General features: G+C 68.2%; 19 protein-coding genes. 3 read left to right on the top strand and 16 right to left on the bottom strand.

Going from position 1 to position 18091, the window contains the following annotated elements; translation table 11 throughout:
- Window positions 1-132: 132 nt before the first annotated feature.
- On the top strand, window positions 133-276 hold the full coding sequence (locus FHS00_RS04815) for a hypothetical protein (RefSeq protein WP_183470383.1): 144 nt from the start codon (window positions 133-135) through the stop codon (window positions 274-276).
- A gap of 78 nt (window positions 277-354) precedes the next feature.
- On the opposite strand, the gene FHS00_RS04810 is transcribed toward FHS00_RS04815, so the two are convergent.
- From FHS00_RS04810 to dps, 7 genes are all read right to left on the bottom strand, one after another.
- Entirely contained in the window at window positions 355-900 is a 546-nt protein-coding gene (locus FHS00_RS04810; protein WP_183470381.1) for a P-loop NTPase family protein, read from the bottom strand.
- Window positions 901-1001: 101 nt separating this feature from the next.
- Entirely contained in the window at window positions 1002-3500 is a 2499-nt protein-coding gene (gene infB / locus FHS00_RS04805) for a translation initiation factor IF-2 (protein WP_183470379.1), read from the bottom strand.
- Window positions 3501-3505: 5 nt separating this feature from the next.
- A complete protein-coding gene (locus tag FHS00_RS04800) occupies window positions 3506-4129 on the bottom strand; it encodes an RNA-binding protein (RefSeq protein ID WP_183470377.1) in 624 nt (207 codons plus the stop codon).
- Window positions 4130-4136: 7 nt separating this feature from the next.
- Entirely contained in the window at window positions 4137-5753 is a 1617-nt protein-coding gene (gene nusA / locus FHS00_RS04795) for a transcription termination factor NusA (protein WP_183470375.1), read from the bottom strand.
- The gene (gene rimP, locus FHS00_RS04790) at window positions 5753-6331 is read right to left on the bottom strand and encodes a ribosome maturation factor RimP (protein ID WP_183470373.1); all 579 of its coding nucleotides are present in this window, start codon (window positions 6329-6331) and stop codon (window positions 5753-5755) included. Before rimP ends, nusA begins: the two co-directional genes overlap by 1 nt.
- 145 nt (window positions 6332-6476) lie before the next feature.
- The gene (locus FHS00_RS04785) at window positions 6477-7094 is read right to left on the bottom strand and encodes a glutathione S-transferase family protein (protein ID WP_183470371.1); all 618 of its coding nucleotides are present in this window, start codon (window positions 7092-7094) and stop codon (window positions 6477-6479) included.
- Between the two features lie 126 nt (window positions 7095-7220).
- Complete coding sequence (gene dps, locus FHS00_RS04780) at window positions 7221-7694, bottom strand: DNA starvation/stationary phase protection protein Dps (RefSeq protein ID WP_183470369.1); 474 nt, start codon at window positions 7692-7694, stop codon at window positions 7221-7223.
- A 158-nt stretch (window positions 7695-7852) separates the two neighbouring features.
- Between dps and FHS00_RS04775 the strand changes: the two genes are divergently transcribed.
- Window positions 7853-8347 (top strand): GNAT family N-acetyltransferase, encoded by a 495-nt coding sequence (locus FHS00_RS04775; RefSeq protein ID WP_183470367.1) that lies wholly within the window; start codon window positions 7853-7855, stop codon window positions 8345-8347.
- Between the two features lie 84 nt (window positions 8348-8431).
- Here the strand turns inward: FHS00_RS04775 and FHS00_RS04770 are convergent, their stop codons facing one another.
- The 5 genes from FHS00_RS04770 to pip all read right to left on the bottom strand — a co-directional run bounded on the left by FHS00_RS04770 (window position 8432) and on the right by pip (window position 14935).
- On the bottom strand, window positions 8432-9976 hold the full coding sequence (locus FHS00_RS04770; protein WP_183470365.1) for an ABC transporter substrate-binding protein: 1545 nt from the start codon (window positions 9974-9976) through the stop codon (window positions 8432-8434).
- 46 nt (window positions 9977-10022) lie between these two features.
- The gene (locus FHS00_RS04765) at window positions 10023-11666 is read right to left on the bottom strand and encodes a nickel ABC transporter ATP-binding protein NikE (protein WP_183470363.1); all 1644 of its coding nucleotides are present in this window, start codon (window positions 11664-11666) and stop codon (window positions 10023-10025) included.
- Window positions 11663-12829: an ABC transporter permease gene (locus FHS00_RS04760; RefSeq protein ID WP_183470361.1), complete on the bottom strand. Its 1167-nt coding sequence runs from the start codon at window positions 12827-12829 to the stop codon at window positions 11663-11665. Before FHS00_RS04760 ends, FHS00_RS04765 begins: the two co-directional genes overlap by 4 nt.
- The gene (locus FHS00_RS04755; RefSeq protein WP_183470720.1) at window positions 12826-13818 is read right to left on the bottom strand and encodes an ABC transporter permease; all 993 of its coding nucleotides are present in this window, start codon (window positions 13816-13818) and stop codon (window positions 12826-12828) included. The genes FHS00_RS04760 and FHS00_RS04755 overlap by 4 nt, the downstream gene beginning before the upstream one ends.
- Window positions 13819-13933: 115 nt before the next feature.
- Complete coding sequence (pip, locus tag FHS00_RS04750; protein WP_183470360.1) at window positions 13934-14935, bottom strand: prolyl aminopeptidase; 1002 nt, start codon at window positions 14933-14935, stop codon at window positions 13934-13936.
- 63 nt (window positions 14936-14998) lie between these two features.
- Between pip and ubiG the strand changes: the two genes are divergently transcribed.
- A complete protein-coding gene (gene ubiG / locus FHS00_RS04745; protein WP_183470359.1) occupies window positions 14999-15766 on the top strand; it encodes a bifunctional 2-polyprenyl-6-hydroxyphenol methylase/3-demethylubiquinol 3-O-methyltransferase UbiG in 768 nt (255 codons plus the stop codon).
- A 27-nt stretch (window positions 15767-15793) separates the two neighbouring features.
- On the opposite strand, the gene FHS00_RS04740 is transcribed toward ubiG, so the two are convergent.
- The 4 genes from FHS00_RS04740 to FHS00_RS04725 are packed head-to-tail and all read right to left on the bottom strand — an operon-like array spanning window position 15794 to window position 18089.
- The gene (locus FHS00_RS04740) at window positions 15794-16237 is read right to left on the bottom strand and encodes a MarR family winged helix-turn-helix transcriptional regulator (protein WP_183470358.1); all 444 of its coding nucleotides are present in this window, start codon (window positions 16235-16237) and stop codon (window positions 15794-15796) included.
- Entirely contained in the window at window positions 16234-17070 is an 837-nt protein-coding gene (locus tag FHS00_RS04735) for a nitrilase-related carbon-nitrogen hydrolase (RefSeq protein WP_183470356.1), read from the bottom strand. The genes FHS00_RS04740 and FHS00_RS04735 overlap by 4 nt, the downstream gene beginning before the upstream one ends.
- Window positions 17067-17336 carry a glutaredoxin 3 gene (gene grxC / locus FHS00_RS04730; RefSeq protein ID WP_183470355.1) on the bottom strand — a complete coding sequence of 90 codons (270 nt, stop codon included), beginning with the start codon at window positions 17334-17336 and terminating at the stop codon, window positions 17067-17069. Before grxC ends, FHS00_RS04735 begins: the two co-directional genes overlap by 4 nt.
- A 36-nt stretch (window positions 17337-17372) precedes the next feature.
- Entirely contained in the window at window positions 17373-18089 is a 717-nt protein-coding gene (locus FHS00_RS04725) for a ComF family protein (RefSeq protein ID WP_183470353.1), read from the bottom strand.
- Window positions 18090-18091: the final 2 nt, after the last annotated feature.

The raw sequence follows: 18091 nt of genomic DNA, 5'->3' as shown, positions 1-18091 counted from the left end.
GGATCGGTCGCCCGAACCCTGCGTCAGAACCCGCCGATTAGGGCCAAATGCGGTCAAAAATCCGTCACGCCGGTGTTTTTCGTAACGAAAAAGCCTTATGATGGAACCAGTGCATCACCGCTGGAGTTGACCATGCTGCAAACAATCCTGATCGGAAGCTGCATCTCGGTGCAGGGCCTGCTCGTCAAGCAACTCGCCAATGGCCGCATGCTGGTGCGGGTCGGCGAGCGTCTCTACGAAGGCCGTCCTGCCAACGCGGCGCCGCAAGTCGCCTGATGGCCCCTTTCGCGTAACCTTTTTCCACGTAGCCCACGCGAAGGGGACGGCGCTGGCCGTCCCTTTTTTTCGTGTGCCTCATCGGTGCGGCAGGCCCAGATCGCCGCGCGCCATGGCCGCCGTGAGCGCGCGCAGATAGGCCTCGACCTCGCGCCCGGAGCGCAGGTGATGCCGGTTCTTGCCTTCGGGGATCTGATCATAGAACCAGTTCAGCCGCCGCCGCATCGAGGCGCGCGTGCGCCAGACCCAGCGGAAGAACTCCCGGTCGAAGCGCTCAGGGCAGCCCGGCGGCAGGTCGGGCCGGGTCCGACCCCAATGGCGCAGGGTGCGCCACAACAGCCGAGGCAGCCGGATCCAGAGCGGCAGATCGAGCCAGATCACCGTGTCCGCGCGCGCCAGCCGCTCGCTCCAAGTGCTGGAATGGCCGCCCTCGAAGATCCATTCGGGCTTGGCATGGATCTCGGCGCAGAGCCGGTCCTTTTCGTCCCGCGTGCGCTCGGTCCAGCCGGGTGCCCAATGCACCCGGTCGATATGCTCCACGGGCAGGTGGGTGATCGCCCCCATCCGACGCGCCAGCGTCGACTTTCCGGAACCCGGCTGGCCGATGATCATCACGCGCCGCATGGCCCATGGATCGCCGGCCCCTCCCCGGTCGTCAAGCACGACCTTGGACGCAAAAGGGGCGGCCCGAAGGCCGCCCCCTGCAATCCCGTTTCCGCGAGTGATCAGAGCGTGCGCTCGACCGACTCCCGCTCGAAGATCTCGATGACATCGCCGGGGCGGATGTCCTCGTAGTTCTCGAAGGCCATGCCGCATTCCTGGCCCGACTGGACCTCCGCGACCTCGTCCTTGAAGCGCTTGAGCGTCTTCAGCGTGCCTTCGTGGATCACCACGTTGTCGCGCAGCAGGCGGACACCGGCGGAGCGGCGTGCCACGCCCTCGGTGACGAGGCAGCCCGCGACCTTGCCCACGTTGGAGACCTTGAAGACCTCCTTAATGTTGGCATAGCCGATGAACTTTTCGCGGATCTCGTTCGACAGAAGGCCCGAGGCCGCCTGTTTCACGTCGTCCACGAGGTCGTAGATCACGCTGTAGTAGCGGATCTCGACGCCCTTCTGGTTCGCGGCCTGACGCGCGGGCGCGTTGGCCCGGACGTTGAAGCCGAAGACCGGCGCACCCGAGGCTTCGGCGAGGCCGATGTCGCTCTCGGTGATCGCGCCGACGCCCGAATGCAGCACCCGGACCCGGACCTCGTCGTTGCCGATCTTCTCCATCGCCTGGACGATGGCCTCGGCCGAACCCTGCACGTCGGACTTCACCACGATCGGCAGCTCGGAGACGTTCTTGTCTTCCTTGGCCTTCGCCATGAGCTGTTCCAGCGTGGTCGCGGCACCGGCGGCAGCGCGCTTCTCCTTGGCGGCGTTGGCGCGGTATTCCGCGATCTCGCGAGCCTGCGCCTCGGTCTCGACGACGTTGAGCACGTCGCCCGCCTCGGGCGTGCCGTTGAGACCCAGCACCTCGACGGGGACCGAGGGACCGGCCTCCTCGACGCGATCGCCCTTGTCATCCACGAGCGCGCGGACCTTTCCCCACTGCTCGCCCACGACGAAGATGTCGCCGCGCTTGAGCGTGCCGTTCTGCACGAGGACGGTCGCGACCGGGCCGCGGCCCACGTCGAGCTGCGCCTCGATCACGGCGCCCTGCGCCGGACGGTTCGGGTTGGCCTTCAGTTCGAGGATCTCGGATTGCAGCGCGATCGCCTCGAGCAGCTCGTCGAGACCCTTGCCGGTGATGGCCGAAACCTCGACGTCCTGCACGTCGCCCGACATCTTCTCGACGATCACCTCGTGCTGGAGCAGCGAGGTGCGCACCTTGTCGGGGTTGGCGTCGTGCTTGTCGACCTTGTTGATCGCCACGATCATCGGCACCTTGGCGGCCTTGGCGTGGTTGATCGCCTCGACCGTCTGCGGCATCACGGCGTCATCCGCCGCGACCACCAGAACCACGATGTCCGTCACCTGCGCGCCACGGGCCCGCATCGAGGTGAAGGCCGCGTGGCCGGGCGTGTCGAGGAAGGTCAGGCGCGTGCCATTGGCGGCGTCGACCTGGTAGGCACCGATATGCTGGGTGATGCCACCGGCCTCGCCCGAGACGACCTTGGTCTTGCGGATCGCGTCGAGCAGCGAGGTCTTGCCGTGGTCGACGTGACCCATGACGGTGATGATCGGCGCGCGGTCCTTGAGATCCGCGGGCTTGTCCTCGACCTGCTCGATCACCTGCTCCACGTCGGCGTCCGAGACGCGCTGCACGCGGTGGCCGAACTCCTCGATGATCAGCTCGGCGGTGTCGGCGTCGATCGACTGGTTCTGGGTCGCCATGATGCCGTTGTTCATCAGCGACTTGACCACGTCGGCGACGCGCTCGGCCATGCGGTTGGCCAGCTCGCCCACGGTGATCACCTCGGGAAGCTGCACGTCGCGCGTCACCTTCTCGCGCTCGACATGACCGCCCATCGCCTTCTGACGGGCACGCTCCTGCTTGCGCTTCATCTGCGCCATGGAACGCTGACGGCCACCTTCGCCTGAAAGCGCCTGGTTCAGCGTCAGCTTGCCCGAGCGACGGTTGTCGCCCTTGCCGGCCGGCTTGGCCTTCTTGTCGGCGCGGGCATCGCGGTCGCGATCGCCGGTCTTACGCGGGCCGGACCCGGGGCGCGGGCCGCCGGCGGCTTCGCCGGGTACCGGCTGCTGCGCGGGTTGTTGCTGCTGCGGCGCCGGCTGGGCGGCACGACGCGCAGCCTCCTCGGCCTCGCGCTTGGCACGCTCCTCGGCCTCGGCCTTGGCCTTGAGCGCCTCTTCGCGCTCGCGGTCCTCGCGTTCCTTGGCCTCGATCTCGGCGCGGCGACGCTCGCGCTCCTCGGCGCGGGCAGCCTCTTCGGCGGCGCGCTTCTCGGCCTCTTCGGCCTCGCGGGCACGGGCCAGCGCCAGAGCGCGCATCCGGCGCTCGAGTTCGGCCTCGCTGATTCCGGCAGGCCGCTTCGAGGGATCGCCCTTCACGCCGCCGGCCGCCGAAGCGCCGGAGGCGGCACCGGGCTTGGGCACCACGACGCGCTTGCGTTTCGTCTCGACCACGACGTTCTTGGTCCGGCCATGACTAAAGCTCTGCTTGACGTTCCCCGGACGGGACCCGCGCAGACCAAGAGGTTTCTTGCCGTCGGTATCGCTCATCAGATTTACATATCCTTCCCGGAGGCCGTATCGCCGCCGTTGCTCTCTCGTAGACCGCGCAGTTTCGCGGCCTCCTCTACAACACGATCGCTGAGTCCGCCAGCGGCGAGCGCGCCGTGTATCACACTTTGACGGCCAAAGGCCAAACCCAGCTCGTTCGAGGTCAGGCAGCCGTAATATCGCGCCCCCGTGGGGGTCCATAGCTTGGTCTTGCCGCGCTCGGATCCGTCCGAGGCCTGCAGCAGTACCCGCACCTGGTCGTTGGCGAGGGCCGATTTCACCTTTTCGAAGCCCGCGATGGCGAGCCCCGCCTTGCGCGCCAGCGCGATCAGATCGATCACCCGCCGCGCCTGCTGACGCTCCACCTCGGAGGCCAGCCCGTCCGGCACCGTGACCGGCGCCTTGGCGGCGCGGGCGAACTGCCCGCGCTTCGCCTTTTCTATCACCTCCCGATCGGAGGTGACGTAAAGGCCCCGTCCCGGCAGCTTGCCGAGAATGTCGGGCACCACCTGGCCGTCGGGGCCGATCACGAAGCGGATCAGCCCGGATTTCGGCTGCACGTCACCGGTGACGATGCATTTCCGTTCCGGCCCCTCGGCCCGCTCCGCCTTCATTCCACCGCGACCCATCTATGCCTCAGGCCTCTTCTTCGTTCTCGGCTTCGGCCCGGGCGGCCTCGTCGGCGGCCAGTTCCTCGGGGTCGACCCAGCCCAGCGCGACGCGCGCCGTCATCACCAGCTCCTGCGCCTCCTCGAGGCTGACATCGAAGGGCTCGAGCACGCCGTCATCCTTGATGCGCTCGCCGTTCTGCACGGTCCAGCCGCCGGCCAGTTCCCAGTCGGCGCAGGTGGCGAAATCCTCGAGCGTCTTGACGCCGTCCTTGGCCAGCGCCTCGACCATCTGCGGGCTCAGCCCCGGGAAGCCGATCAGGCTCTCCTCGGCACCCAGCTCACGGGCGCGCTCCAGCGCCGCCTTGTTCTGCGCGTCGAGATAGTCGCGGGCACGCGCCTGAAGCTCGCCGGCGGTGTCCTCATCGACACCGTCGATCACCAGAAGCTCGTCCTGATCGACATATGCGACCTCTTCGAGATTTGTGAACCCCTCGGAGACGAGAAGTTGCGCGAAGAACTCGTCGAGATCGAGCGTGTCCATGAACAGCTTGGTGCGGGTCTCGAACTCGGCCTGACGGCGCTTGCTCTCCTGCTCTTCGGTCAGGATGTCGATGTCGAGACCGGTCAGCTGGCTGGCCAGACGCACGTTCTGGCCGCGCCGGCCGATGGCGAGCGAGAGCTGCTCCTCGGGAACGACGACCTCGATGCGCTCGGCTTCCTCGTCGAACACCACCTTCGACACCTCGGCCGGCTGCAGCGCGTTGACCAGGAAGGTCGGCATGTCCTCGTTCCACGGGATGATGTCGATCTTCTCGCCCTGAAGCTCGCCGACCACGGCCTGCACGCGCGAGCCGCGCATGCCGACGCAGGCGCCGACCGGGTCGATCGAATTGTCGTAGGAGATCACGGCGATCTTGGCGCGGCTCCCTGGGTCGCGGGCCACGGCCTTGATCTCGATGATGCCCTCGTAGATCTCGGGCACTTCCATCTTGAACAGCTCGGCCATGAACTCCGGCGCGGTGCGCGACAGGAAGATCTGCGGGCCGCGAACCTCGCGGCGCACGTCCTTGACGTAGCAGCGGATCCGGTCGCCGGGGCGATAGGCCTCGCGGCCGATCTTCTCGTTGCGACGCAGCACGGCTTCGCCGGCGCCGGGAAGCTCGACGACGATGTTGCCGTATTCCTCGCGCTTGACGGTGGCGTTGATGATCGTGCCGGCGCGGTCCTTGAACTCTTCGTACTGGCGATCGCGCTCGGCTTCGCGGACCTTCTGCAGGATCACCTGCTTGGCCGATTGCGCGGCGATGCGGCCCAGCTCGACCGGCGGCACCTCTTCCTCGTAGATGTCGCCGATCTTGGGATCGTCGAGATACTGCTTGGCCTGATCGACGGTCAGCTCCGCCTGGTAGTTCTCCAGCTCGTCATCGGCGACCACGGTGCGCACGCGGGTAAAGCGGGCGCGGCCGGTCTTGCGGTCGATATTGACCCGGATGTCCATCTCGGCGCCGTAGCGGCTCTTGGCGGCGCGGGCGAGACTCTCCTCCATCGCCTCGACGACGAGGCCCGGGTCGATCATCTTCTCGCGCGCCACCGCCTCGGCGGTCTGCAGAAGCTCCAGCTGGTTTGCGGACGTGATGGCCATCAGTCGTTCTCCTCATCACCATCAATGATGGTTTCAACATCGTCGAATTGGGTCTCGTCGATCTGCCCCGCATCCTTGCGCGAGCGCAGCACCTCGCGAATGAGCTCGTCGGTCAGCACCAGCTTGGCGTCCGACAGCCATTCGAATTTCAGCCCGATCGTGCCTTCCTCGATCTCGATCAGCACCTCGTCGCCCTCGATGCCGGCCAGCTCGCCCTTGAAGCGGCGGCGGCCGTCGATCAGCTCCTCGGTCTCGATCTTGGCCTCGAAGCCCTGCCACTGGTCGAAATCCTTGAGCCGGGTCAGGGGCCGGTCGATGCCGGGCGAGGAAACCTCGAGCGTGTAGGCGTCGAGAATCGGGTCCTCGACGTCGAGCACCGCCGAGACGGCGGTCGAGATCCGGCCGCAATCGTCGACCTCGATCGTGCCGTCGGGCTTCTGTGCCATGATCTGCAGCGTCGTGGACTTGCCCGACATCAGACGCACGCGCACCAGCTCGAAGCCCATGTCGGTGATGACGGGCTCGATGATCTCCTGGACGCGGCGGTCGATCGCGGCCTTGGCGATGAGGTCGGACATGGGGTCCTCCAAGCACAAAAAAACGGGCCAGCGGCCCGTCGATCTTTCCCGGTGGAGCGCCGATCTCGCGACCGACGCACCGCTGTTGAAGGGGGATATAGGCGGCAGCGCCCGAGTCTGCAAGGCCGGTGTTCGCAGCCCCTTTTCAGTCGGCTGGAAAGAAGGCCTCGGGCGTGCGCGCCGCCGGCAGCGCCCGCATCCGCTCGAGCCAGCCCGCCATCACCGGGCTGGGGGTGACGCCGGCCTCCGTCAGCCACTGCGCGTAGCCCCAGACCGCGCAGTCGCCGATCCCCGGCGCCGCGCCGTGCAGGAAGTCGGCCCCGCCCAGCATCCGATCGAAGCGCGCCCGGTCGACGGCGAAGCGTCCCTCCAGCCAGTCGACCACCGCAGGGTCGAAATGCGCCCCGCCCAGCCGCCGCGCCTCCTTGAGCTGCGGCAGGCACATGCCGATGCGGTTCGCCTCCCACAAGATCACCTCGCGGCCGCGCCGGAGCCCGGCCGGGCTCTCGCCGCCGAGGCAGTGGAAGCGGGTCGCGAGCTCGATCAGGATCGCGCCGGACTGGGCATGCGCCACGCCGTCGATCATCAGCACCGGCACCTCGGCGGCAGAGCTTGCGGCGAGAAAGGCCGCCGGACGGGTGTCGGGCGGGGCCCAGATGTCGATGCGGGTGGCGCGCCAGGGCAGACCGGCAAGGGTCAGCGCCAGCGCCACCTTGCAGGCATGGCCCGAGTCCGGGTGGCCATAGAGTTCGAGATCCGTCATGCCCTGTCCTCCGGTACTGGACCGAGCCTCCACCCGCCGCGCGGCGGGGTCAATCGCGGCGCATGAAAAAACGCGCCGCGAAGGCGGCGCGTCTCTTGGGTGGGTCTGGCGTCGGAACGGCGCCGATCAGGCGTTGGCGCCGATGAACCAGGCATCCTTGTCGAGCGTGCGGCTCACCTCGGTGAACAGGTCGGCGGTGTCCTCGTCGCCGGCGTCGCCCGCCTCTTCCATCGCCTTGCGGACCTCGCCGCCGACGAACATGTAACGCGACTTCAGCTCCTCGACGTGCTTCTTGATGTCGCTGACCTCGACCGGGTAGGCGTCCATCTGCGACTTCTCGGCGGCGACCTCGAGGGTACCGCGGGCGAAGCCGCCGAGGATCACGGCGCGTTCGGCCATCAGGTCAGCGCCTTCGCGCAGCCGGTCGGCGGCCTGGTCGAGCAGCTCGTGCACCCCGATGAAGCCCGGCCCCTTGAGGTTCCAGTGCGCCTGCTTCACCGCCAGCGTCAGGGCGAGCATGTTGACAAGGTTCTTGTTCAACAGGTCCACCATCTGGGTACGGACGTCCTGGGTCAGCTCTCCAGCGAAATTCTCGGGCATCGTAGTCCTCGTTCCTGACGAAAGATCATGTGTCACGCAGCCAACGCCGCCGCCGGGTGTCGGTTCCTGCGCGGCGCCCCGCGCGCCGGGCAGAGCGCCGTCACCTTGCTTCGGGGAAAGACCTGTCATGGTTGCGGGATTTCCGCCTATCCTCGGCCATGCGCGTTCGACCCGAAGAACCAGGAGACGTGGATGCGGTCCGCGAGCTGACCCGCGAGGCCTTCGCGCCGATGCGCTTCAGCGACGGCACGGAGGCCGAGGCGCTGGACATGCTGCGCCGCGATGGCGATCTGACCCTGTCTCTGGTCGCGGTCGAGGCCGGCGAGATCGTCGGGCATGTCGCGTTCTCCCCGGCCATGGTCGGGTCCGAGCGCGAGGGCTGGTTCGGGATCGGACCGGTCTCCGTGCGGCCGCGCCGGCAGCGGAGCGGCATAGGATCGAGCCTGATCAGGCAAGGCTTGGAAAAGATCGAGACGGCCGGTGCGCGGGGCTGCGTGCTGACGGGCAGCGCGCTCTATTACGGACGCTTCGGCTTTGTCGCGGACGGGGCGGTCACCTATCGCGACACCCCAGCGCGCAACGTCATGTGGCTGGCCTTCAGAGGCGGCCCACCCGAGGGTGAGGTGCGGTTCAGCGCAGGGCTCGAGGCGTAGGTTTCGATTCCGGTTAAGGCCTAGAGCAAGACGCGCAGCGCGCCGCCCCCTCCCCGGGAACGGCGCGCCAGCGGTGCGATGGCGTCAGGCCATCCACCACCGTTCGCAGATGCGGTTGCTGTCGAGATCGAAGACGTTGCCCACCACGTCGGGATGGCCGAGCTTGGTGTTGTAGCCGTCGACGAAGTTCGCATACATCGGGATCGCCGTCGCGCCCTCCTTGGAGCACAGGCGCTGCATCTCGTGATACATTTCGCGGCGCTTGTCGCTGTCGAGCTCGGCGCGCGCGTCCTTCAGCAGGGTCTGGAAGCGCTGGTCGTCCCAATGGGTGTCGTTCCACGCCGCCCCGCTCTCGTAGCCCAGCGTGAACATCCAGTCCTCGGTGACTCGGCCCGACCAGTAGGAGGCGCACCAGGGCTTCTTGATCCAGACGTTGGACCAGTAGCCATCGGCCGGCTCCTGCACGACGTTGATGTCGATGCCGCAATCCTTGGCGCTGGCCTGATACAGCAGGCCCGCATCGATCGCCCCGGAGAAGGCGGCCTCGGACACCGAGAGGTCGATGCTCAGCCCGTCGAGACCGGCCTCCTTCAGGAGCGATTTCGACTTCTCGGGGTCGTATTCGTTCTGCTCGAGATCGGCGAAGTAGTACTGGTTCGCCGGGCCGATCGGGTGGTCGTTGGCGACCGCGCCGTGGCCGAGCAGGATCTTCTCGACCATCTCCTCGCGCCGCACCGCGTGCTTGAGCGCCTGCCGGACCTTGAGGTTGTCCATCGGCGAGAGGTCGGTGAGCATCGGGAAGGTGTAATGCTGGTTGCCCGTCACCTCGTTGAGCGCGAGCTGCGGGTTGGCCTTCAGGAGCGGCTCGACCTGGAACTCGACATTGTTCACGGCGTCGACCTGGCCCGTCATCAGCGCCGTCATCCGCGCCGAGCCGTCATTGATCGCGATCACCTCGATCTGGTCGAACCAGCCGGCCTTGCCGTCCTTGTAATGGCTGTCGACGCGGGAGAGCAGCGTGCGCACGCCCGGATCGAAGCTCTCGACCTTGTAGAGTCCGGTGCCGATGCCCTTGGCGATCGCTTCCTCGACGTTCTGATGCGGATACATCAGCAGGTGGTAGTCCGACATCAGGAACGGGAAGTCGGCATTGCCGGCCTCGAGCGTGAACTGCACCTGATGCTCGCCGAGCTTCTTCATCTCGGTGATCGGCGCGACGATCGGGCGCGCGGCGGATTTCGCGTCCTCGTCGAGATGCAGCTTCAGCGAGGCGATCACGTCGTCGGCGGTGAAGGGCTGGCCGTTGTGGAAGGTCACGCCTTGGCGCAGGTCGAAGGTCCAGGTCTTGGCATCGGGCGTCGATTCCCAGCTCTCGGCCAGCTCGCCCACCAGTTCGCCATTGGCGGCGATCTCGGTCAGGCAGTCGAACACCGCGCCATGGGCGGTGACGATCATGTAGGTGTCGGAATGGGTGCGCCCGTCCCAGCTGTCGGAGGTGTTGGCGCCCGCAAGCCCGAGCTTGAGCGTGCCCCCGCGCGACTGCGCGCGCAGCGGCAGGCCGGTGACGGACAGAAGGCCCGCGGCAGCGCCGGACCGGAGCAATCCTCGGCGGCTGATCTGTGGCAGCATGTGGTTCTCCCTCTTGTTTTTCTTCGGCCTTCTCGGACCGATTCGCTTACATCCTATCAGTGGCCGCCTCGCCGAGCCCCTCAACTCCGCGTTCGGCCAGCAGCCGGTCGAGCCAGTCGGGGTCCATCTCGGGCACCGAAGAGAGCAGCAGGTCGGTGTAGGGGTGGTGCGGCGGCGTGAACATCGCGGTCTTCGCACCCTGTTCGATCACCCGGCCCGACTGCATCACCACCACCTCATCGGCGATCGCTTTCACCGTGGCGAGGTCGTGGGTGATGAACATGTAGCTCAACCCCAGCTCGTCCTGCAGCCGCGCCAGAAGCCGCAAGATGCCCTCGGCCACGATCTGGTCGAGCGCGCTGGTGACCTCGTCGCAGATGATAAGACGCGGCTCGGCGGCGAGCGCGCGGGCGATGCCGACGCGCTGCTTCTGCCCGCCCGACAGCTCGCCCGGAAGCCGGTCGCGGAAGGTAGCGGGATCGAGCTCGATCTGTTCCATCAGCTCGTCGACACGGGCGCGCAAGGCGCGCCCCCTGAGCCCGCGATAGAACCGCACCGGCCGGCCGATGATCTGCGCCACGCTCTGGCGCGGGTTCAGCGCCGTGTCGGCCATCTGGTAGATCATCTGGATCTGCCGCAGCTGGTCCTTGCCGCGCTGCCGGTACCCGGCGGGCAGCGCCTCGCCCTCGAAGCGCACCGTGCCGGAGCGGGGCGGCAGCAACCCGGTGATCACCCGCGCGGTGGTCGACTTGCCCGATCCGCTCTCGCCCACCACGGCGACGGTGCGGCCGGGATGGATATCGAAGGAGATCTCCTCGAGCACGGTCTGCCGGCCATAGGCGGCGGTGACGCCCTCGACCGAGAGGATCGGCGTGTCGCCGGGCGCGGGGGCGGGCTTCTCGGGCCGGTGAAAGCCGCGCACCGCCCAGAGCGACTTGGTGTATTCCTCGCGGGGATGGGTGAGCATCTCCCGCGTCGGCGCGGTCTCGACCTCGCGGCCGGAGAGCAGCACCTTGATGCGGTCGGCCATCTGCGCCACCACCGCGAGGTCGTGGGTGATGTAGATCGCCGAGGTGCCGAACTGGTCGACGATGTCGCGGATCGCCGCCAGAACCTCGATCTGCGTGGTCACGTCGAGCGCGGTGGTCGGCTCGTCGAAGATGATCAGGTCGGGGCGGCAGGACATCGCCATCGCGGTCATCATCCGCTGCAGCTGGCCACCCGAGACCTGGTGCGGGTAGCGAAATCCGATCCGGTCGGGATCAGGCAGGCGCAGCTTCTCGTAGAGCTCGACCGCGTCGGCGACACTCTCCCCCCGGTCGCGGATGCCGTGCCGCACCGGTGCCTCGACATGCTGGTCGATCAGCTTGTGGGCGGGGTTGAAGCTCGCCGCCGCCGATTGCGCGACATAGGCGATGCGGCGCCCCAACAGGCTGCGTTTCTGCTCGGTTGACGCGCGGAGCAGATCCATCCCGTCGAACCGCACCGAACCGCCGGAGATCCGCACCCCGTCGCGCGCATAGCCCATCGCGGCGAGACCGAGCGTCGACTTGCCCGCCCCGGATTCGCCGATCAGCCCCAGCACCTCGCCCCGGCCCAGCGTCAGGTCGACCCCCTCGACGATCGGGTGCCACTCCTCGTCCGAGCGCCCCTCGATCCACAGGTCGCGGATTTCCAGCAGCGGCGTCACGATTTCAGCCCCGAGGCGCGGTGCAGCATCCAGTCGACGACGAAGTTCACCCCCACCGTCAGCAGCGCGATCGCCAGCGCCGGCAGCAGCGGCGCCAGCGCCACCATCGGCGCGAAGGCCGCGAAGTTGATGAACTGCGCGAGGTCGCGGACCATGGTGCCCCAATCGGCCAGCGGCGGCTGGATGCCGACCCCGAGGAAGGACAGCGAGGCGATGGTCAGGAACACGAAGCAGAACCTGAGCCCGAACTCCGCGAGCAGCGGCGCCATGGCGTTGGGCAGGATCTCGCGGAACACGAGATGGCCCATGCCTTCGCCGCGCAGCTTCGCCGCCTCGACGTAATCCATCACCACGATGCCGATGCCGACCGAGCGGGCCAGCCGGAACACCCGGGTCGAATCGATCACCGCGATGATCACCACCATGTAGAAGGTGAGCCAACCGCGCGCCCCCTCGGCCCAGACGCTGGCGATGGTCAGCAGCAGCAGCGCGAAGATGAGCGAGGGGATCGCCATCAGCACGTCGACGCCGCGGCTCAGCAGCTGGTCGAGCCAGCCGCCCACCACCGCCGCCAGAAGCCCCAGCGTGCCGCCGAGGAAGAAGGCCAGCAGCGTGGTCGCGAAGGCGAGCCCGACCGTGTTCTGGGCGCCGTAGATCAGGCGCGAGAGGATGTCGCGGCCGATCCGGTCGGTGCCGAGCGGAAAGGCCGGGTCGCCGCCCATCGCCGGATCGCCGCCGGGCACCACGTTGGCCGCGCCCAGAACCGCCTCCTGCCCATGCGGCGCGATCCAGCCCGCGAAGATCGCGACGACAGCATAGATGATGATCACGAGGATGCCGAAGGCCGCCGTCAGCGGCATCTTGCGGAACTGCTTTCTCAGCCGCTCGGGCCCGAGATGGCGGCCGAGCAGGCGGAAGACGAAGGCTGCCACGGCAGAGATCGCAAAGCCGATCAGTGCCCAGCGGAAATAGACCGCGCCGGGCCGGGTCCAGAGCCAAGCCGCCCCGAGCAGCGCCGCGAGCGCCAGCGCCCAGCCGAAGGCCTCGGCCAACGACATGTCGCGGAACCGCCGCCGCCCGCTCAGCCGGCCCAGCGCCCGCCCGGCCCAGCCCAGGCCCAAGAGCGCCGCCAGCACGGCCACGATCCAGAGCCAGACGCTCATTTCGGGTGCCTCAGCCGCGGGTTCGAGACGATCGACAGGATGTCGGCGGTGAGGTTCAGCAGGATGTAGGCCGCGGCGAAGATCAGGCAGCAGGCCTGCACCACCGGGATGTCACGCAGCTTCACGCTGTCGACGAAGAGCTGGCCGATGCCCGGATAGACGAAGACCACCTCGACCACGACGACGCCGGTGACCAGATAGGCGAGGTTGAGCGCGACCACGTTGACGATCGGCGCCAGCGCGTTGGGCAGCGCGTGGCGCCAGATCACCCGGAAGGGGCGCATCCCCTTGAGGCGGGCCATCTCGATATAGGGCTGCGCCATCAGGTTGAGGATCGCGGCGCGGGTCATGCGCATCATGTGCGCCGTCACCACCAGCGTCAGCGTCAGCGCCGGCAGCAGCGTCCGCTCCAGCCGCTCGCCGAAGCTCATGCCGGGAAAGATGTTGGACAGCGACGGCAGCACCGGGTTCACCACCGCCAGAAGCAGGATCAGGATGTAGGCGAGGAAGAATTCCGGGCTCGAGATCGAGGACAGCGTGGCGATGTTGGCGCCCTTGTCGAAGGCGGTGTCGCGCCACAGCGCCGCGAGGATGCCCAGCCCCACCGCCAGCGGCACGGCGATCACGGCGGTGACCCCGGCGAGAAACATGGTGTTGGCGAAACGCGGCGCGATCTGAGCCAGCACCGTGGCCGAGGGATCGACCCGTCCAGTGAAGCTGGCGAAGTTGGCCTGCGCGAAGCTCACCCCCAGATCACCGCGCGCCGCGTCCCGCAGCCAGGCGACGTAGCGGATCGGCAGCGGCTGATCGAGACCGAGCTGGGTGCGGATCGCCGCAACCGCCTCTGGCGTGGCCGACTGGCCCAGCACGGCTTGCGCGAAATCGCCCGGAAGCAGGTTAACCGCGCCGAAGATCACCATCGAGACGATCAACAGCGTCAGCAGGCCGAAGCCCAGACGCTGCAACACGATCCTGATCACGCTCCCCAAACCGCCCGAGACCCCCCTGTGGCCCGAACGGGCCAGCACGGTGCATTTCCGCACCCTCTTGATTGCCTTCAGGTTAGCGATGTGGGGGTAGCTGTAAAGCCTTGCGGCCTTGACCTTACGTCGCGCGGCCGAAGACCGGCCCCTCATTGCCGCGGCCCAGCGCATCGGTGGCGCGCACCAGCTCGGCGGCGATGCCCGGCTCGGACAGGGCGTGGCCGGCGCGCGGGATCATCCTGAGCCGCGCCGCGGGCCAGAGCGCCGCCAGCCGGTGCGCCCCGGCGGGCGGGCAGATCATGTCGTAGCGCCCCTGCACGATCAGCCCCGGGATCCGCGCGATCCGGTCCATCCGATCGAGGATCCCCTGCCCCGGCATGAGGAAGCCGCGATTGTGGAAGTAATGGTTCTCGAGCCGGGCGAAGGCGCGGGCATATTCGGCCGGGCCATCGCCAAGAGGCCCGTCATTGTCGATCGAGGCCAGCGCGTTTTCCCAGCCGGCCCAGAGTCGGGCGTGGCGCAGCTCCACCCCGCCATCGCCCGAGAACAGCCGCCGGTGATAGGCGGCGATCATGTCGCCGCGCTCCTCTACGGGGATCGGCGCGACGAAGCGCTCCCACAGCTCGGGCCAGAACTGGCCGGCGCCGCCGCCATAGAACCATTGCAACTCGGCCTCGGTCATCAGGAACACGCCGCGCAGCATCAGCGCCGCGGCCCGTTCGGGATGGGTCTGGGCATAGACCAGCGCCAGCGTCGCTCCCCAGCTGCCACCGAACAGCGCCCAGCGCCCGATCCCGAGCAGCTCGCGAATCCGCTCCATGTCCGCGACCAGATGCCATGTGGTGTTGGCCTCGACGCTGGCATGCGGCCGCGAGCGGCCGCAGCCGCGCTGGTCGAACAGCACGATCCGCCAGATCTCGGGGTCGAAGTAGCGCCGCATCGCCGGGCTGCATCCGCCCCCCGGCCCGCCATGCACCACCACCACCGGCCGGCCCGTCGGGTTGCCGCATTGCTCGACATAGACCCGGTGCCCATCGCCCATGTCGACCATGCGCTGATCGAACGGCTCGATGGGAGGATAGAGATGCGCGAGCGCGCGGCGGTGACCTGAGACCTTGTCCATGCCCGACCTATATAGGCACAAGCGCGGAGCCGTCACCCGCCCACGACCAGGAAGGACAAGATCATGCCGCAGCCCGAGACCGCCCGCTCCAGCATCGACCCCGCCGAGGTCGCCAAGTTCGAGGCGATGGCCGCCGAATGGTGGGACGAGGGCGGCAAGTTCAAGCCGCTGCACATGCTCAACCCCTGCCGGCTGGGCTACATCACCGACCAGATCGCGGCGCAGTTCGACCGCGACCTTTCGGCGAAGAAACCCGCCGAGGGCTTGCGGATCCTTGATATCGGCTGCGGCGGCGGTCTCCTGTGCGAGCCGATGGCACGGCTGGGGGCGACGGTGGTCGGCGCCGACGCCGCAGAACGCAACATCCCGGTGGCCCGGCTGCATGCCGAGCAATCGGGTCTCGAGATCGATTACCGCCACACCACCGCCGAGGCGATGGCCGAGGCGGGCGAGCAGTTCGACGTGGTGCTCAACATGGAGGTGGTCGAGCATGTCGCCTCGCCGGTCGACTACCTCACCGCCTGCCACGACCTGCTCAAGCCCGGCGGGCTGCATATCTGCTCGACCCTCAACCGCAACGCCAAGAGCTTCGGCATGGCGATCATCGGCGCCGAATGGGTGATGCGCTGGCTGCCCAAGGGCACGCATGACTGGAACAAGTTCATCACCCCCGACGAGCTCTACGAGCTGCTGCGGCGCGCCGGGCTGACGCCGGTGGACCGGCGCGGCATGGTGTTCAACCCAATCAACTGGAGCTGGTCGCTGTCGGAGCGTGACCTGTCGGTGAACTACGTCACCGCCAGCCTGCGGCCCGAACGGGTGACCCTCTGACGCCGAAATCCCGAGAGACGGCGGGGCCTATTCGACGTCCGACAGCCGAAGCCGCAGCTCGCGCAGCACCGGCAGCGCGGCGCGGGCGCGCTCGGCCCCGACCCGCTCGACCACCTCAGCGACGATCGGCGTGATCGCGGCGACGGCGGCGTTGCGCGCCTCGAGCCCGGCCGGGCTGATCGCCACCATCTTGCGACGCGCATCGTCCCAGTCGGGGCGGATATGCACCCACCCCGCCCATTCGAGCTTGCCCAGCGTGTTGGTCATCGCGCCGCGCGTCAGGTGAAAGGTCTTGGCCAGCTGCGCCGGCGTCCGCTCGGTCCCCGAGAAGGCGAGGTGGTTCAGCACCGAGAAATGCGACAGCTCCATGCCCTTGGGCAGCACCCGCGACATGGTGTTGCGCGCCAGCTGGTCGACGGCGAGGATCTCGCTGAACAGCGTGATGGCGAGATTGTCGACGGGCTGGTTCATTCGGGGCCATCATAGGGGCGGTCATGCGCGAGCGAGGGCACGCGCCGTCTCGCTTGTGCCACTTCGGCCATGTCCAAATCAACGATCGCGACGCCGGGTGCCGTTCCGGAATCCGCGATCACCGCGCCCCAGGGGTCGACGGCGAGGCTGTGCCCCCAAGTCTCGCGCGCCCGCCCCTCGCGCGCCGCGTGCCGCCCGGTCTGCGCCGCGGCGAGCACGTAGCAGCCGGTCTCGATGGCCCGCGCCCGCAGCAGCGTCTCCCAATGGGCGGCACCGGTGACGGGAGAAAACGCGCTGGGCACCAGCAGGATCTCGGCCCCCGCCTGGGCGAGGCGGCGGTAGAGATGCGGAAACCGGACGTCGTAGCAGATGCTGAGCCCGATCCGCCCCAACGGCGTCTCGGCCAGCACGGCGCGGTCACCGGGACGGTAGCCTGCCGATTCGCGATAGGTCTCGGTCGCGCTCACCTCGACGTCGAACATATGGATCTTGTCGTAGCGCGCGGCGATGCCGCCATCCGGTCCGATCAGAAAGGAGCGGTTGGCAAAGGGGCCATCCGGGTCGTCGGTCTTGACCGCGATCGAGCCGAGCGACAGCCAGATGCCCGCCCGCGCCGCCTCGTCGCGCATCGCGGCCAGCATCGGGTCCTCGGCCTCGGGCCGAAGCACCTCGATCTGCCGCGACCGGCTGGCCGAGACGCAGTTGGACACCTCCGGCGTACAGACCAGCTCCGCGCCCTGCGCCACCGCCTCCCGGACCATCCCGCGCAGCGTCTCGACGTTCTGCGCAGGATCGTCCGAGGCGGTGAGCTGCAGGAGCGCGGCGCGGCTCACTTGCCCAGCATCGGGTCGAGCCCGCCGCGACGGTCCAGAAGCGCCATGTCGTCATAGCCGCCGACATGGGTGCCGCCGATGAAGATCTGCGGCACGGTTCGGCCGCCATTGGCGCGCTGCATCATCTCGGCCCGACGCTCGGGCTGGGCCACCACGTTGATCTCGGTATAGCTGACGCCCTTCTGGGCCAGCAGGCGCTTGGCGGCGTGGCAGTAGCCGCAGGTCGGCGAGGTGTAGATCTCGATCTGGGGGGTGGTCTCGGCCATTCGGGTTCTCCGGAAAACAAAGGGGTTTCCCATGATCTAGGCATCCGGAGCGGCGCGGGCCAGTGCGATCACGCGGATCTCGCTTGCCGCCGCGCTCCGCGCCGCCCGCGCGCAGGCCGAAAGCGTCGCCCCGGAAGTCAGCACGTCGTCGACGATCAGCACCGGGCGCCCCGCCATCCGCGCGCCCCGGCGCGGGTGCGGCACGATCGCGCCATCGAGCGTCGCGCGGCGGGTTTCGGCATCGCCCGCGAGGCTCGTGGTCGCACGGCGCCGCCACAGCGCGTCGGGACAGGTCTCGAGGCCCAGCCGCCACGCGATCCGCGCCGCCAGCAGCGCCGACTGGTTGTAGCGCCGGGTCCAGAGCCTGCCGCGATGCAGCGGCACCGGCACCACCAGCGTATCCGCTTCGACCAGATCCACCGCTGCCCCCGCCATCCAGTCGCCCAGCGGCCGGGCGAGATCGGTGCGGTCGCCATGCTTGAGCGCCAGGGCCAGCCTTCGACCGCCTCCCGAATAGCGCAGCACCGCGCGCCCGGCCGTCCATGGCGGCGGCGCGGCAAGGCAGGCGTCGCAGCGCAGCCCCGGCTCAGCTTCGCCCGGCAGCGGCCGGGCACAGAGCGTGCACAGCGTGTCGCCCAAGAAAGGCGTGTCGTGCCAGCAGGCGCCGCACAGCGCGAAATCCGCCTCGGTCATTTCGCCGCAGGACAAGCAGGCGGGCGGGTAGATCGCCCTCAGCACGCTTTGCATTCCCATGT

Source organism: Limimaricola variabilis (genome assembly GCF_014195545.1).
GTDB classification, from domain to species: domain Bacteria; phylum Pseudomonadota; class Alphaproteobacteria; order Rhodobacterales; family Rhodobacteraceae; genus Limimaricola; species Limimaricola variabilis.
Note: the sequence above shows the minus strand (reverse complement) of the source record. Positions and strands in the feature narration are given on the sequence as shown.